The 13,001-nt window shown below is 68.0% G+C and carries 13 protein-coding genes; 6 read left to right on the top strand and 7 right to left on the bottom strand.

Annotated features, from left to right (window positions below; genetic code table 11):
* The first annotated feature begins 32 nt into the window (after positions 1 to 32).
* Complete coding sequence (locus BW971_RS03035; protein WP_076476532.1) at positions 33 to 893, top strand: aldo/keto reductase; 861 nt, start codon at positions 33 to 35, stop codon at positions 891 to 893.
* A 315-nt stretch (positions 894 to 1,208) separates the two neighbouring features.
* Here the strand turns inward: BW971_RS03035 and BW971_RS03030 are convergent, their stop codons facing one another.
* From BW971_RS03030 to BW971_RS03020, 3 genes are all read right to left on the bottom strand, one after another.
* Complete coding sequence (locus BW971_RS03030; RefSeq protein WP_083709290.1) at positions 1,209 to 2,195, bottom strand: cation diffusion facilitator family transporter; 987 nt, start codon at positions 2,193 to 2,195, stop codon at positions 1,209 to 1,211.
* Between the two features lie 104 nt (positions 2,196 to 2,299).
* Positions 2,300 to 2,743: a hypothetical protein gene (locus tag BW971_RS03025; RefSeq protein ID WP_076477276.1), complete on the bottom strand. Its 444-nt coding sequence runs from the start codon at positions 2,741 to 2,743 to the stop codon at positions 2,300 to 2,302.
* Positions 2,744 to 2,929: 186 nt separating this feature from the next.
* Positions 2,930 to 3,706, bottom strand: coding sequence for an SDR family oxidoreductase (locus BW971_RS03020; RefSeq protein ID WP_076476530.1), 777 nt, complete (start codon positions 3,704 to 3,706; stop codon positions 2,930 to 2,932).
* Positions 3,707 to 3,759: 53 nt separating this feature from the next.
* On the opposite strand from BW971_RS03020, the gene BW971_RS03015 reads away from it, so the two are divergent.
* The 4 genes from BW971_RS03015 to BW971_RS03000 all read left to right on the top strand — a co-directional run bounded on the left by BW971_RS03015 (position 3,760) and on the right by BW971_RS03000 (position 8,216).
* Positions 3,760 to 4,725 (top strand): aldo/keto reductase, encoded by a 966-nt coding sequence (locus BW971_RS03015; protein ID WP_076476529.1) that lies wholly within the window; start codon positions 3,760 to 3,762, stop codon positions 4,723 to 4,725.
* 68 nt (positions 4,726 to 4,793) lie between these two features.
* Positions 4,794 to 5,639, top strand: coding sequence for a patatin-like phospholipase family protein (locus tag BW971_RS03010; protein WP_076476527.1), 846 nt, complete (start codon positions 4,794 to 4,796; stop codon positions 5,637 to 5,639).
* 97 nt (positions 5,640 to 5,736) lie between these two features.
* Positions 5,737 to 8,010 (top strand): carbon starvation CstA family protein, encoded by a 2,274-nt coding sequence (locus tag BW971_RS03005; RefSeq protein ID WP_076477274.1) that lies wholly within the window; start codon positions 5,737 to 5,739, stop codon positions 8,008 to 8,010.
* Positions 8,007 to 8,216 carry a YbdD/YjiX family protein gene (locus BW971_RS03000; protein ID WP_076476526.1) on the top strand — a complete coding sequence of 70 codons (210 nt, stop codon included), beginning with the start codon at positions 8,007 to 8,009 and terminating at the stop codon, positions 8,214 to 8,216. Before BW971_RS03005 ends, BW971_RS03000 begins: the two co-directional genes overlap by 4 nt.
* On the opposite strand, the gene BW971_RS02995 is transcribed toward BW971_RS03000, so the two are convergent.
* Entirely contained in the window at positions 8,198 to 8,656 is a 459-nt protein-coding gene (locus tag BW971_RS02995; protein WP_076476524.1) for an acyl-CoA thioesterase, read from the bottom strand. The genes BW971_RS03000 and BW971_RS02995 overlap by 19 nt on opposite strands.
* Before the next feature lie 94 nt (positions 8,657 to 8,750).
* Here BW971_RS02995 and BW971_RS02990 point away from each other — a divergent pair, with 94 nt between their 5' ends.
* The gene (locus BW971_RS02990) at positions 8,751 to 9,854 is read left to right on the top strand and encodes a zinc-binding dehydrogenase (protein ID WP_076477272.1); all 1,104 of its coding nucleotides are present in this window, start codon (positions 8,751 to 8,753) and stop codon (positions 9,852 to 9,854) included.
* Between the two features lie 20 nt (positions 9,855 to 9,874).
* On the opposite strand, the gene BW971_RS02985 is transcribed toward BW971_RS02990, so the two are convergent.
* From BW971_RS02985 to BW971_RS02975, 3 genes are read right to left on the bottom strand one after another with little or no spacing between them, the layout of a single operon-like run.
* Complete coding sequence (locus tag BW971_RS02985; protein ID WP_076476522.1) at positions 9,875 to 10,930, bottom strand: phosphotransferase family protein; 1,056 nt, start codon at positions 10,928 to 10,930, stop codon at positions 9,875 to 9,877.
* On the bottom strand, positions 10,923 to 12,170 hold the full coding sequence (locus BW971_RS02980; RefSeq protein ID WP_234974209.1) for an acyl-CoA dehydrogenase family protein: 1,248 nt from the start codon (positions 12,168 to 12,170) through the stop codon (positions 10,923 to 10,925). The genes BW971_RS02985 and BW971_RS02980 overlap by 8 nt, the downstream gene beginning before the upstream one ends.
* Positions 12,167 to 12,985, bottom strand: coding sequence for an SDR family oxidoreductase (locus tag BW971_RS02975; RefSeq protein WP_076476517.1), 819 nt, complete (start codon positions 12,983 to 12,985; stop codon positions 12,167 to 12,169). The genes BW971_RS02980 and BW971_RS02975 overlap by 4 nt, the downstream gene beginning before the upstream one ends.
* Positions 12,986 to 13,001: the final 16 nt, after the last annotated feature.

The raw sequence follows: 13,001 nt of genomic DNA, 5'->3' as shown, positions 1-13,001 counted from the left end.
GGGCCGCATGCACCACGCGTACCGTCGGGTGCATGACGTCCACCACCCAGAAATCCGGTGAGTTCACCCTCGGCAACGCCCTGACCGTCCAGCGCCTCGGCTACGGAACGATGCAGTTGACCGGTGACGGTGTGTGGGGCCCACCTCGCGACCACGACGAGGCGGTCCGGGTTCTCCGTCGCGCCGTCGAACTCGGGGTGAACTTCATCGACACCGCGGATTCCTATGGCCCGGTCGTCGCCGAACCGCTCATCCGGGAGGCACTGCACCCGTATCCCGATGGTCTGGTCATCGCCACCAAGGCGGGACTGACCCGTGCCGGGCCCGGCGACTGGCGACCCGTCGGACGACCGGAGTATCTCCGTCAGCAGGCCGAGATGAGTCTGCGCCACCTGGGCGTCGAGCAGATCCCGCTGTTCCAATTGCACCGCATCGACCCGCAGGTGCCGCTCGACGATCAGGTCGGTGAGCTCAAGAAGCTGCAGGATGAAGGCAAGATCAATCTGATCGGGTTGTCCGAGGTGTCGGTCGACGAGGTGAAGGCGGCCCGCGACATCGTCGACATCGCGAGCGTGCAGAACCTCTACAACCTGGCCGATCGATCCGCAGAGGACCTACTCGACTACGCCACTGCCGAGAACATCGGCTTCATCCCGTGGTTCCCGCTGGCCACCGGCGAACTCGCCGGGGCGGGGAGCAAACTCGGTGCACTCGCCGCGGACAAGAACGCCAGCCCGTCGCAGTTGGCGCTGGCCTGGCTGCTCGCCCGCTCACCGGCGATGCTCCCGATCCCCGGTACGTCCAGCGTGGCGCACCTCGAGGACAACCTGGCCGCCGCCGACATCGAACTGTCCGAGGCGGACGTGCGGGCTCTCGACGACGCGGTCGCCTGAGCGACGGTCGCGCGAGCAATCACCGCACCCTCACCGATCGCCTGGATTGGCCTGGATCAACGAGATCGCCTACCAGAGCTCCACCCGCGGTTGACATCTCGCGTCCGACCTCACCGCACGCATCCGTGACGACGTCGACATCGCCCTCCAGGGTGTCGGATTCACGGTGCGGCGCGTGGCTGCGCGCGACCTGGCGCGCCGCCGACCGTTGGTCACCCGGCCCGATCGGATGCCCGCGTCGCGCCTTCGACTGGCACCACTACCAGTACCCCGTTGTACACGCCTCGCAGGCGCGGCATCGCCGCTGAGCCGCGCTCAGCCGGTCAGTTCGGGATCGCCCGGTGCCGACAGCGTCAGCACGGCCTCGACGATCCGTGGGTTCTTCTCGATCTCGGCCTCCACGCGGCGCAGCAGGACCGCGACGTGTTCCTCGTCCTGGTTACCGCGGACGTCGACGGCGGCGACCAGGAAGATCTGCATCGGCCCGACCCACTCGACGTGCAGGTAGGTCACCCTGTCGACGTCAGGGTTGCCGACGAGGAGGGCGAGCACCCGACCGCGGGTGACCGGATCGACCGACTCTCCCACCAGGAATCGCCGGTTGCGGTCGATCAACAGGATGGCCACCACGGCCAACAACAGTCCCACCACGATGGACCCGATCGCGTCCCACATCGGCGATCCGGTGAGTTGGTGGAGCAGGATGCCGACGAAGGCGATGATCAGACCGAGAAGGGCCGCGGCGTCTTCGGCGAACACCGCGCGCACGGTCGGGTCCGAACCGGTCAACACCTGATCGATGGTGCCGAGGTCGCGTCGTTTCCCGGCACGGCGCGACTGCTGGTACGACCGCAGGAACGAAATGCCCTCGAACACGAACGACAGGACCAGCACGAGATAACTCAGCAGGAAGTCGCCACCCGGTTCAGGGGATCGCAGTTCGCTGATGCCGTGCATGATCGACACGACGGCGCCCACGGTGAACAGGCCGAACGCCGCGATCATCGACCAGATGTATGCCTCCGCGCCGTAGCCACGGGGGTGTTCGGCGTCGCGACCGGCGCGACCGCGACGGTCGGCGACCACCAGGAAGATCTCGTTGCCGGTGTCAGCCCAGGAGTGGGCGGATTCGGCGAGCATCGACGCCGACCCGGTGATGACCGCGACCACCGTCTTCGCGATCGCGATGACGAGATTGGACGTGAAGGCCAACGCCACCGTGATCAGGCTGTCGTTCTCCCCCGGTGCCGATGCGGCGCCGGCCCCCGCGATCTCCACCTTCGACACATCCGGCGACGACATCTGACCTCCGAACACTCGACTGACGACGGTCCGACGCATCACCGGCCCGCTCCCGCACCCTATGAGGAGCGCGGGACCAGAGCGAACCGGCGAGGCGTACTCGCTCAGTTCGTCGGGGCCATGAAGGGCAGATCGTCGGGCAACCGGTAGTCGAACTGCACCTCGTCGGCGACGTCGACCCCGTGCCGGTCACGGAACCAGGCGACACACGCGTCGGCCACGAGCTGAGCATCGGTGCTGATCAGGTAACCGTCCGTGCAGTCGGGGAATCGGGTGTCGTGTTGCCAGACGTCGTGGGTGACGTGGTCGGCGGCATAGGACGCGAACAGCAGGTGGGTCAGGCAGGCCGACGATTGACGCAGCAGGAGTGCACCGTTCTCGAAGATCTGTACCTGAGCGGCAGGTGATTGTCCCGACGGGGCCAGATCGACGAACAGATCGAGGATCGCGGCGGTCGGGAGGGTCGAGAACCCCTCGACCAGCCAGGCCGACAGGCCATCCCAGTTCTTGGGTTCGGTACGTGCGGAGTCGGCGGTGTGTCCTGCCATGAGCGTGTCCTTCAGCGAAGCCGTTCGCGGCGAGTTCGTCGTCGAACCCACGGCGCCCCCGGCAGGCGGTCCAATGCGACGAGCAGGCGCGCGTGCGCGGTCGTCAAGCAGTGATTCGCTGCGTCGGCCCGATCCGTTACTTCCCCGCGACGTTCGGTGTCCGGCACCCTCCGACGTCGAACCCGATCACTTCGGAGGCATGCGGATGCCGCCGTCGACCCGCACGACCTCCGCGTTCACATACGAGTTGGTGAGCAACTCGATCACCATCGACGCGAGTTCGTCCGGATCGCCGAGGCGACGCGGGTACAGCACGTTCTCGCCGAGTTTCGCCTTGAATGCCTCCGACGCCTCACCCTCGCCGTAGATGGGGGTGTCGATGAGGCCGGGAGCGACGGTGTTGACGCGTATCCCCGCGGCCGCGAGGTCACGGGCCACCGGCAGGGTCATCCCGACGATCCCGCCCTTGGAGGCCGAATACGCCGCCTGACCGATCTGCCCGTCGAAGGCGGCGACGCTGGCCATCGACACGATGGCACCCTTCTCCCCGGTGGCCGTGGGTTCACCGCGTGTCATGGCGGTCGCGGCCAACCGGATGGCATCGAAGCTGCCGATCAGGTTCACCTTGATGACCTTGGTGAACTGGTCGATGTCATGGGCCGACGCGAACTCACCGTCCCGGCCGATGGTGCGCTGCGCGGATCCGATTCCCGCCGAGTTGACCAGCACCCGCAGCGGCCCGAGTTGCAGCGCGGCGGTCACCGCCGCCTCGATCTGCACGGTGTCTGTCACGTCCACCGGCACGAACGTGCCGCCGATCTCCTCGGCGAGCGCCCACCCCTTGTCGGCCTGCAGATCGGCGACCACCACGCGGGCGCCCCGCGCGGCGAGTCGCCGGGCCACGGCCGCGCCGATACCCGACGCCCCACCGGTGACGATCGCACTGGCCTTGTCGATGTCCATGGCCGCAGCCTACGTCGACGGCGCGAGTGTCGGTGCGGACTAGCGTGGATCGTATGCGCTACGTGAATCTCGGTGCCAGCGGTCTGAAGGTCTCCCGGATCATCCTGGGATGTATGAGTTTCGGTGAGTCGGGGCGCGGTACCCACGCGTGGACGCTCCCCGAGGACGAGAGCCGCCGGATCATCGCCGCCGCACTCGACGCGGGTGTCACCACATTCGACACCGCGAACATGTACTCGCTGGGCAGCAGTGAGGAGATCGTCGGCCGAGCCCTGGCCGACATGGCCGACCGTGACGACGTGGTGATCGCCACCAAGGTGTTCCAACGGATGCGTCCCGGGCCCTACGGCGGGGGTCTGTCGCGTAAGGCCATCCTCGCCGAGATCGACAACAGCCTGCGACGCCTCGGCACCGACCACGTGGACCTCTATCAGATCCACCGGTGGGATCCGGACACGCCGATCGAGGAGACGATGGAGGCGTTGCACTACGTCGTGCGGGCGGGAAAGGCGCGTTATCTCGGTGCGTCATCGATGTACGCGTGGCAGTTCGCCAAGGCCCAGCACGTCGCCGAGACAGGTGGGTGGACGCGATTCGTCTCCATGCAGGACCACTACAACCTCCTCTACCGTGAGGAGGAGCGAGAGATGCTGCCGCTGTGCGCAGACCAGGGCATCGGAGTCATCCCGTGGAGCCCGTTGGCCCGCGGTCGGTTGACCCGGCCGTGGGATCAGGCCACCGCCCGCGCCGACACCGACGAGTTCGGCAGGTCGCTCTACCGCGACGCCGACCAGCACGTGGTGGCGCGCGTGCTCGAGGTCGCCGCACGACGCGACCTCCCACCCGCCGTGATCGCACTGGCATGGGTCGGCTCCCGGACCACCGCCCCCATCGTCGGGGTCACCAGGGACGAGCACCTGCGCGACGCCGTCACCGCGACGGAGATCACGCTGAGCGACGACGAGGTGACCTACCTGGAGGAGCTGTATGAACCGCACCCCGTGGTCGGTATCGGCTGAACCGTCAACGTCGGTTGAACCCGCGCACCACGTCGTCGTCAACCCGTCACGCCGCATAGGGTTGCGCCATGACGACTCGTGCGCTCGTGCTCGGCGGCGGCGGCATCACCGGGACGGCGTGGCAGGCGGGAATGCTCTGCGGGCTGGCCAAACGCGGCGTCGACCTGACCGAAGCCGATCTCATCGTCGGAACCTCCGCCGGATCGGTCACCGGAGCCCTGCTACGCAGCGGCATCGGCGTGGAAGAGCTGTACGACATGCAGCAGCGACCCCCGCTGGACACCATGGACGTGCACATGTCCCTGCTCACCACCCTGCGTCTGGCGGTGGAACTGCTGCGCTCGGGGCGCGACGAGGAGCTGCGTGGCCGACGCCTCGGCCGGTGGGCGCTGGATCGCGCCGTCCACCCCGACGTACCGACCGCGCAGGCCAGGTTCGCGGCCATGCGTGCCCGACGGGTCCCCGACTTCTGGCCCGACGGCGCTCTGCACGTCGCCGCGGTGGACGCGCAGAGCGGTGCGCTGCGGGTGTTCACCCGTGACGACGGCGTACCGCTGCACCGTGCGGTCGCCGCGAGCTGCGCGATCCCGGGCGCCTACACGCCGGTGGAGATCGACGGACACCGGTACGTCGACGGCGGCGCGCGGTCATCGGCCAATGCCGACCTGGCCCGCGGCCACGATCGGGTCGTGGTCCTGGCCCCCATCGACGCGCCGATACCGTTCTCCCAGACCATCGTCAGACAGCTGCGTCGCATCGGTGCCACCACCGACTCGATGGCCACACCGGACCGCGCGTCCCGCCGGGCCATCGGCCGCGATTACCTCGACCACTCACGCCGGGGAGCGGCGGCCACCGCAGGTGTCCGCCAGGCCGACGCCGACGCCGAACGTTTTGCGAGCATGTGGAACTGAGCGTCTGAGTCGGGCAAACCCACCCGACCGGTGATGGTCGACGACCCCACCGAGTAGCGTGACCTCCGCCACACCGCTCGATGATCGGAGGATCGCGATGACCGCGACGACTGACCGTCCACTCGACCCGGCCGTCGAGTTGGTGACAACAGATCCCGACCTACCTCCGGTGGCGGTCATCGACCGCTCCCCGATGACTCTCGGCAAACGCGTGCTCTTCGCCGTGATCGCGATTCTCGGCGCCGTGGCCTGGGCGATCGTGGCGTTCCTGCGCGGCGAGTCAGTGAACGCGTTCTGGTTCGTGATCGCCGCGGCGTGCACCTACGTGATCGGTTACCGCTTCTACGCGCGACTCATCGAGGCCAAGGTGGTGCGCCCGCGCGACGACCGCGCCACTCCCGCCGAGGAATTCGACAACGCCAGGGACTACATGCCGACGGATCGTCGAGTCCTGTTCGGGCATCATTTCGCCGCCATCGCCGGTGCCGGACCGCTGGTCGGTCCGGTACTCGCAGCGCAGATGGGATACCTGCCCGGGACCATCTGGATCATCATCGGCGCACTGTTCGCCGGCTGCGTGCAGGACTACCTGGTGCTCACCATAGCCACCCGTCGCCGCGGTCGTAGCCTCGGACAGATGGCTCGCGACGAACTCGGCAATGTCGGTGGGACAGCGGCCATCCTGGCGGTGTTCGTCATCATGATCATCCTCATCGCGGTCCTGGCCCTGGTGGTGGTCAACGCCCTCGCCGACAGCCCGTGGGGCGTCTTCTCCATCGCGCTGACCATCCCGATCGCGGTCTTCATGGGTGTGTACCTGCGGTACCTCCGGCCGGGACGGGTCAGCGAGGTGTCGCTGATCGGTGTGGTACTGCTGCTGTTGGCGATCGTCGCCGGACGCTACGTCGGTGAAAGCAGTTGGGGCAAGGACTGGTTCTCGCTGTCGCCGGTGTTCCTCAGCTGGGCGATCATCGTCTACGGAGTCGCCGCGGCCGTGCTGCCGGTGTGGCTGTTGCTAGCACCGCGCGATTATCTGTCCACGTTCATGAAGGTCGGCACCATCGCACTGTTGGCCATCGGCATCCTGGTGGTCCGACCGGTGATGGCGGCCCCGGCGGTCAGCGATTTCGCGTGGAACGGTAAGGGCCCGGCGTTCGCCGGGGCGTTGTTCCCATTCCTGTTCATCACCATCGCCTGCGGTGCCCTGTCCGGTTTCCACGCGCTGATCGCATCGGGCACCACGCCGAAACTCCTGGAGAAGGAGAGCCAGGCGCGCGTCATCGGCTACGGCGGCATGCTCACCGAGTCGTTCGTGGCGATCATGGCGCTGATCACCGCCTGCATCCTCGACCAGCATCTGTACTTCGGGATGAACGCACCCAAGGCGCTGACCCAGGGCACCCCCGACGGTGCGGCGAAGTACGTCAACGGGCTGGGTCTCGGCGGCGGCAACGTCGACGCCCAGTACTTCACCCAGGCCGCACAGGGCGTCGAGGAGAAGACGATCATCTCCAAGACCGGTGGCGCCCCCACCCTCGCGATGGGCATGGCCGAGACCTTGCAGCGGGGGTTCGGCGGAGAAGCGTTGCGATCTTTCTGGTATCACTTCGCGATCATGTTCGAGGCGCTGTTCATCCTCACCACCGTCGACGCCGGTACCCGGGTCGCCCGGTTCATGCTGTCCGACGGGCTGAGCAACCTACCCGGGGCCAGCCGACTGAAGGATCCCTCCTGGCGACTGGGTGCGTGGATCTGCACAATCCTGGTGGTGGCCGGCTGGGGCTCCATCCTGCTGATGGGGGTCACCGATCCGTTGGGTGGCATCAACACGCTGTTCCCGCTGTTCGGTATCGCCAACCAACTGCTCGCGGCGGTCGCGCTGACCGTGGTGCTGGTGGTCGTGGTGAAACGCGGACTCCTCCGGTGGGCATGGATCCCCGGGCTACCGCTGGCCTGGGACCTGGTGGTCACGATGACCGCCTCGTGGCAGAAGATCTTCTCCTCCGACGCGGCGATCGGTTACTGGGCCCAGCATTCGGCGTTCTCGGATGCCAAGGACAGGGGGCTGACCACCTACAAGACCGCGAAGTCGGCAGGCGAGATCGATGCCGTCATCCGCAACACCTTCATCCAGGGGACGCTGTCGATCGTGTTCGCGGTGCTGGTGCTCATCGTCGCGCTGGCCGGTATCTGGATGTGTATCCGCTCGATTCGCAGTGGTGGTCTCCCCACGAGCGAGGCCGAGTCGGTGCCCTCACGGCGTTTCGCACCGAGTGGCCTGATCGCCAGCCGCACGGAGAAGGCCGTGGAGCAGCAATGGCTGGACCATCGGCAGGCATCGGCTGGCGACCACACCACGGTGCACCGATGACCCGCGCGACCGCCGGAGGCGCTCTGCGACGCGGCTGGGCAGCAGTCCGGTGGTACGTGGGCAGCGTGATGGGCGACGGAGACTACGGCCACTACGTCGCGCATCAGGCGGCCGCCCACCCGGGTGAGCCACCGATGTCGGAACGGCAGTACTGGCGTACCCGCTGGGACCACCAGGACCGCAACCCTCAGGGCCGCTGCTGCTGAGCCTCGAGTTCGGCCACTGCGGAACGGATCTGCTCGGGGATCGCGACCGACCGCCGGGTCTCGGCGTCGACGTACACGTGCACGAAACGACCCGTCGCGGCCGGCTGCAGCGCATCGCCGTCTCGCCGGAAGATGGCCAGGCGGTAGGTGACGCTGCGGCTGCCCAGGCGCTCGACGGCGATGCCGACGGCCAGCTGGTCAGGGAACGACAACTCGCGCAGATACCGGCACGACGTCTCGGCGACCACCCCGATCGCAGGCAGGGTGCGGATGTCGACCCCGGTGACGGCGATCAGCCACGCGTTCACCGCCGTGTCGAAGAAGGCGTAGTAGGTGACGTTGTTGACGTGACCGTAGTGGTCGTTGTCATCCCACCGAGTGCCCACCGGCCACAGCACCCCGAAGCCGGCCGGATCCACCTCGTCGTGAGAGTCGCTCATGGTGTGTCAACCTAGTCGTCGTGTGTCTGCCCCTGGTTCCGGGGCAGGCGGCATAGTGGACGCGTACGAGAGCGCGGCACAGAAGGAGAGATCGTTGCACATCACCGGCGCCGTCCTGGAGGAGATCGGTCGCCCGCGGCCGTACCGGGAATCCCGACCCATCGTCGTCCGCGATCTCGAACTCTCCCCGCCCGGGCCCACCGAGATCCTGGTACGGATGGAGGCGGCAGGCGTGTGTCACTCCGATCTCAGCGTGGTCGACGGCAACCGGGTGCGTCCGGTGCCCATGCTGATCGGGCACGAGGCTGCCGGGATCGTCACCGACCGCGGCGCCGATGTCCGCGATATCGGCGTCGGCGACCGGGTGGTGATGTCGTTCCTGCCGCGGTGTGAGGACTGCAGCGGCTGTGCCGCCGACGGTCGGTTGCCGTGTGTGCCCGGCACCGCGGCCAACAACGCCGGTGAGATGCTCTCCGGCGGTTTCCGGTTGACCGACGACGACGGGTCGGTGCACCACCACCTCGGCGTCTCCGGATTCGCCACCCACGCGGTGGTGGACGCGGCATCGGCGGTCGTGGTCGGCGCCGACATCCCTCCCGAGGTGGCCGCGGTGCTCGGCTGCGCCGTGCTCACCGGTGGGGGTGCCGTCCTCAACGCGGCCCGCCCCGGTCCGCGGGATTCGGTCATGATCGTCGGGCTCGGCGGGGTGGGTATGGCGGCGTTGCTGGTCGCTGTCGCCGAAGGCGCGTCGCGCATCGTGGCCGTCGACACTCTCGAGGAGAAGCTCCGCGAGGCGACCGCCCTCGGCGCACATGAGACCTACACTCCCCGGCAGGTGCTCGACGATGGCATCCGAGCCGACCGCGTGATCGAGTGCGCGGGTAACGCAAGGGCTTTCGAGACGGCGGTGACCGCGACGGCGGCAGGCGGCACCACCGTCACGGTCGGGCTCCCCGCGCCGTCGGCCCGCGCGGAGATCTCGCCGCTGATCATCACGGCGGAGGCCCGGACCATCGTCGGCAGCTATCTCGGTTCGGCGGTCCCCCGTCGTGACATCCCCCGGTACTCGCAGATGTGGCGGGACGGCAGGTTGCCGGTCGAGAGACTGATCTCCTCGCGGATCGCGTTGTCCGACATCAACTCGGCAATGGACCAACTCGCCGACGGCCGTGCCATCCGCCAGGTCATCATGTTCTGACGCGGTGGCTGTCTCGCCGGTCAGATGCCGTATCGGGTGGCCACCACGTCCGCCTCGGCGGCCAACTGCGACACCAGACCGCCCGACGGAGTGTCGGCCTGCGCCCGATTCTCGGGTCGGGCGGTCGTCCGTGCGACCACCCCGGCGACGATGACCGCGATCTTCCACACCCCCAGCGCATGCCAGTACTGCATCGACTCGCGGCTGCGACCGGTGATGGCGAGATACTCCTCGGCCAGCTCGTCACGACCGGGGAAGCCCGGTAGCGCCGACATCGAGAAGCTCGCGCCCAGTGCGTCTCCCGGCTCGGCCCAGTAGGCCAGCATGCTGCCGATGTCGGCGAGAGGGTCACCGAGGGTGGACAGTTCCCAGTCGACCACGGCCCGGATGTCACCGCCGTGTTCCGCGACGATCACGTTGCGCAGGTGGAAGTCCCCGTGCACCAGGGTCACCTCGGTCTGTTCGGGGATCGCCGCCCGCAGCCGTTGCGCCAGTTGATCCATCAGCGGTACGTCGTCGGTCTCGGTATTCTGCCAGCGGGACTTCTGCCACTGCGCGGACCACCGATCGAGCTGCCGTGTCGCATACGGTTTGCGACCGGCCAGATCGGCCAGGCCGACGGCGTCGAGATCCACCCCGTTGATGCGCGCCAGCGTCATCGGCATGGCCAGGCCCACCGCCCGGCGCTGGTCGTCACCGAGTTCGGTGGCCACGTCCATCCGGTCCAGCACCACCCCGTCGACGAATTCCATCAGCACCACCGGTACATCGGTGAGTTCCCCCGCCTCGGCGACCGCGATCACCTCCGGCACCGGAACCGCGCTGTCGCGCAACGCCGTCATGATCCGCGCCTCGCGTAGTACGTCGTGCGCGGAGGCGAGCAACGTCCCCACCGGTGGTCGGCGCAGCACCCGGCGACGACCGTCGCCGTCGGTGATCGCATAGGTCAGATTGGACTGTCCGAGACCGATTCGCTCGATCTGCACCGGTGTGCGGACACCGATTTCGTCGAGCCAGCGGTTCAGGGTGGCGGGGTCGACGCCTGCCACCTGATCGCGCCTGTCGCGATCAGGCATCGGAGCCCTCGCGCGCGGCGTCTTCCCGCCGCTGCGACCTGCGCAGCTCGTGGCGGGCGATGGACCGCTTGTGCACCTCGTCGGGACCATCGGCCAACCGCAGGGTGCGCAGGTGAGCCCAGAACGAGGCCAACGGGAAGTCGTCGGACACTCCCGCGCCACCGTGCACCTGGATCGCCCGGTCGACGATCCGCAGGGCCATGGCCGGGGCCGCGACCTTGATGGCCGCGATCTCGGTGCGGGCCTCCTTGTTGCCGACCGTGTCCATCATGTACGCGGCCTTGAGCGTGAGCAGTCGGGTGGCCTCGATGTCGATACGTGCCTCGGCGATCCAGTCCTGGATGTTGGCGCGGTCGGCGATCGGCGCACCGAAGGTGACCCGTGCCCGGGCCCGGTCGCACATGAGTTCCAGTGCGCGTTCGGCCATCCCGATGGCCCGCATGCAGTGGTGGATCCGGCCGGGACCCAACCGGGCCTGACTGATCGCGAAACCCGCACCCTCACCGGCCAACACGTCGGAGACGGGAACCCGGACGTCGTCGAAGACCACCTCGGCGTGACCCTCGCGGTCCTGGTAACCGAACACCGGCAGCCCGCGCAGGACGGTGACCCCCGGCGCGTCGATGGGGACGACCAGCATCGACTGCTGCCGATGGGCCGCCGCCACCGGATCCGTCTTGCCCATGACGATCATCACCCGGCACAGCGGATGCAGTGCGTTGGACGTCCACCATTTACGGCCGTTGAGCACATAGTGGTCGCCGTCGCGCACCATGGACATCTCGATGTTGGTGGCGTCCGAGCTGGCGACCTGCGGTTCGGTCATCGCGAAGGCCGACGCCATCGTGCCGTCCAACAGCGGAACCAGGTAGCGCTCCTTGTGTTCGTCGGAGCCGAACAGGCTGAGTACCTCGATGTTGCCGGTGTCGGGGGCGTTGCAATTGCAGGCCTCGGATCCGAGATGGCTGCGACCCATGATCTCCGCGAGCGGCGCGTACTCGAGGTTGGTCAGTCCCGGACCCCACTGCGGATCGGGGTGGAACAGGTTCCACAGGCCGCGAGATCGCGCCTCCGCCTTGAGATCCTCGAGGACCTGCGGCTGGGTGTGCGGGTCACCTGCGGCCGCGAGCTGCTCGTGGTAGATCGACTCCGCGGGGTAGACCGACGTCGCCATGAAGTCCAGCAGGTCATCCCGATAGCGCGCGGCGCGTTCGGACGTGTCGAAGAAGTCGTGCATCATGCCCCCTCGGTGACGATGCGCTGATACCGGCGCATCCCGGCGAGCCATCGGTCGTAATCGGCGCCCTTCTGCCGGTACATCTCCAGCACCTCGGGGTGCGGGAGGACCAGGAACCGCTCGTCCCCGATCGCGGTGATCACCGACTCGGCGACCGCATCCGCCGTCAACACCGCGCCTGCGGTGGTCACCGCACGCATCGCGGCATTGGCGGCCGGGTCGGCGGAGCGCTGACCGGCCCGCAGGAGTGGGGTGTCCACACCCATCGGGCACAGGCAGCTGACGCGCACCCCCCGGTCGCCGTAGGTCACCGACAACCATTCGGCGAATCCCACCGCTGCGTGTTTGGTGACGCTGTACGTTGCCGAGTTGATCTGCGTGAGCAGACCCGCCGCCGAGGCGGTGGACAGGAAATAGCCTGCGCCGCGGTCGATCCAATCGGGCACGAGCAGCTGCGCGGCGCGGATGTGGGCCCGCAGGTTGATCCCGAAGGAGAGATCCCATTCGGCCTCGGAGACGTCGAGGCCCGGCGCCCCGGCGATTCCCGCGTTGGCGACGTAGATGTCCACGGGTCCGAATTCGGTGCCGGCCAGCTCGATCAACGCGGTGATGTCGGCGGTGTCCGCGGCATCGGCGCGCACCCCGATCGCTGCGTCGGCGTGACCGGCACTGATCGATTGCGCCACCGCGTCGGCGGCCGCACCGTCGAGGTCGGCCACCACCACTCGGGCGCCCGCGTCGGCGAGGTGCCGCGCGACGGCCGCTCCGATGCCGGAACCGCCACCGGTCACGATGGCGACCCGTCTCTCGATGTCCATAGGGGACCTCCTGATC

The organism is Williamsia sterculiae, assembly GCF_900156495.1.
Taxonomy (GTDB): Bacteria; Actinomycetota; Actinomycetes; order Mycobacteriales; family Mycobacteriaceae; genus Williamsia_B; species Williamsia_B sterculiae.
The sequence above is the reverse complement of the archived record's forward strand: the minus strand, read 5'-3'. Positions and strand labels throughout refer to the sequence as shown.

Excerpts from the sequence above, each read along its gene's own strand:
- BW971_RS02995 (WP_076476524.1), bottom strand. The coding sequence starts at position 8,656 with ATGAGCGACTCTCACGACGAGGTGGATCCGGCCGGCTTCGGGGTGCTG.
- BW971_RS03000 (WP_076476526.1), top strand. The coding sequence starts at position 8,007 with ATGACCCGCGCGACCGCCGGAGGCGCTCTGCGACGCGGCTGGGCAGCA.
- BW971_RS03030 (WP_083709290.1), bottom strand. The coding sequence starts at position 2,195 with ATGTCGTCGCCGGATGTGTCGAAGGTGGAGATCGCGGGGGCCGGCGCC.
- BW971_RS03025 (WP_076477276.1), bottom strand. The coding sequence starts at position 2,743 with ATGGCAGGACACACCGCCGACTCCGCACGTACCGAACCCAAGAACTGG.
- BW971_RS03020 (WP_076476530.1), bottom strand. The coding sequence starts at position 3,706 with ATGGACATCGACAAGGCCAGTGCGATCGTCACCGGTGGGGCGTCGGGT.
- BW971_RS02985 (WP_076476522.1), bottom strand. The coding sequence starts at position 10,930 with ATGCCTGATCGCGACAGGCGCGATCAGGTGGCAGGCGTCGACCCCGCC.
- BW971_RS03010 (WP_076476527.1), top strand. The coding sequence starts at position 4,794 with ATGACGACTCGTGCGCTCGTGCTCGGCGGCGGCGGCATCACCGGGACG.
- BW971_RS03005 (WP_076477274.1), top strand. The coding sequence starts at position 5,737 with ATGACCGCGACGACTGACCGTCCACTCGACCCGGCCGTCGAGTTGGTG.
- BW971_RS03035 (WP_076476532.1), top strand. The coding sequence starts at position 33 with ATGACGTCCACCACCCAGAAATCCGGTGAGTTCACCCTCGGCAACGCC.
- BW971_RS02980 (WP_234974209.1), bottom strand. The coding sequence starts at position 12,170 with ATGATGCACGACTTCTTCGACACGTCCGAACGCGCCGCGCGCTATCGG.
- BW971_RS02975 (WP_076476517.1), bottom strand. The coding sequence starts at position 12,985 with ATGGACATCGAGAGACGGGTCGCCATCGTGACCGGTGGCGGTTCCGGC.
- BW971_RS03015 (WP_076476529.1), top strand. The coding sequence starts at position 3,760 with ATGCGCTACGTGAATCTCGGTGCCAGCGGTCTGAAGGTCTCCCGGATC.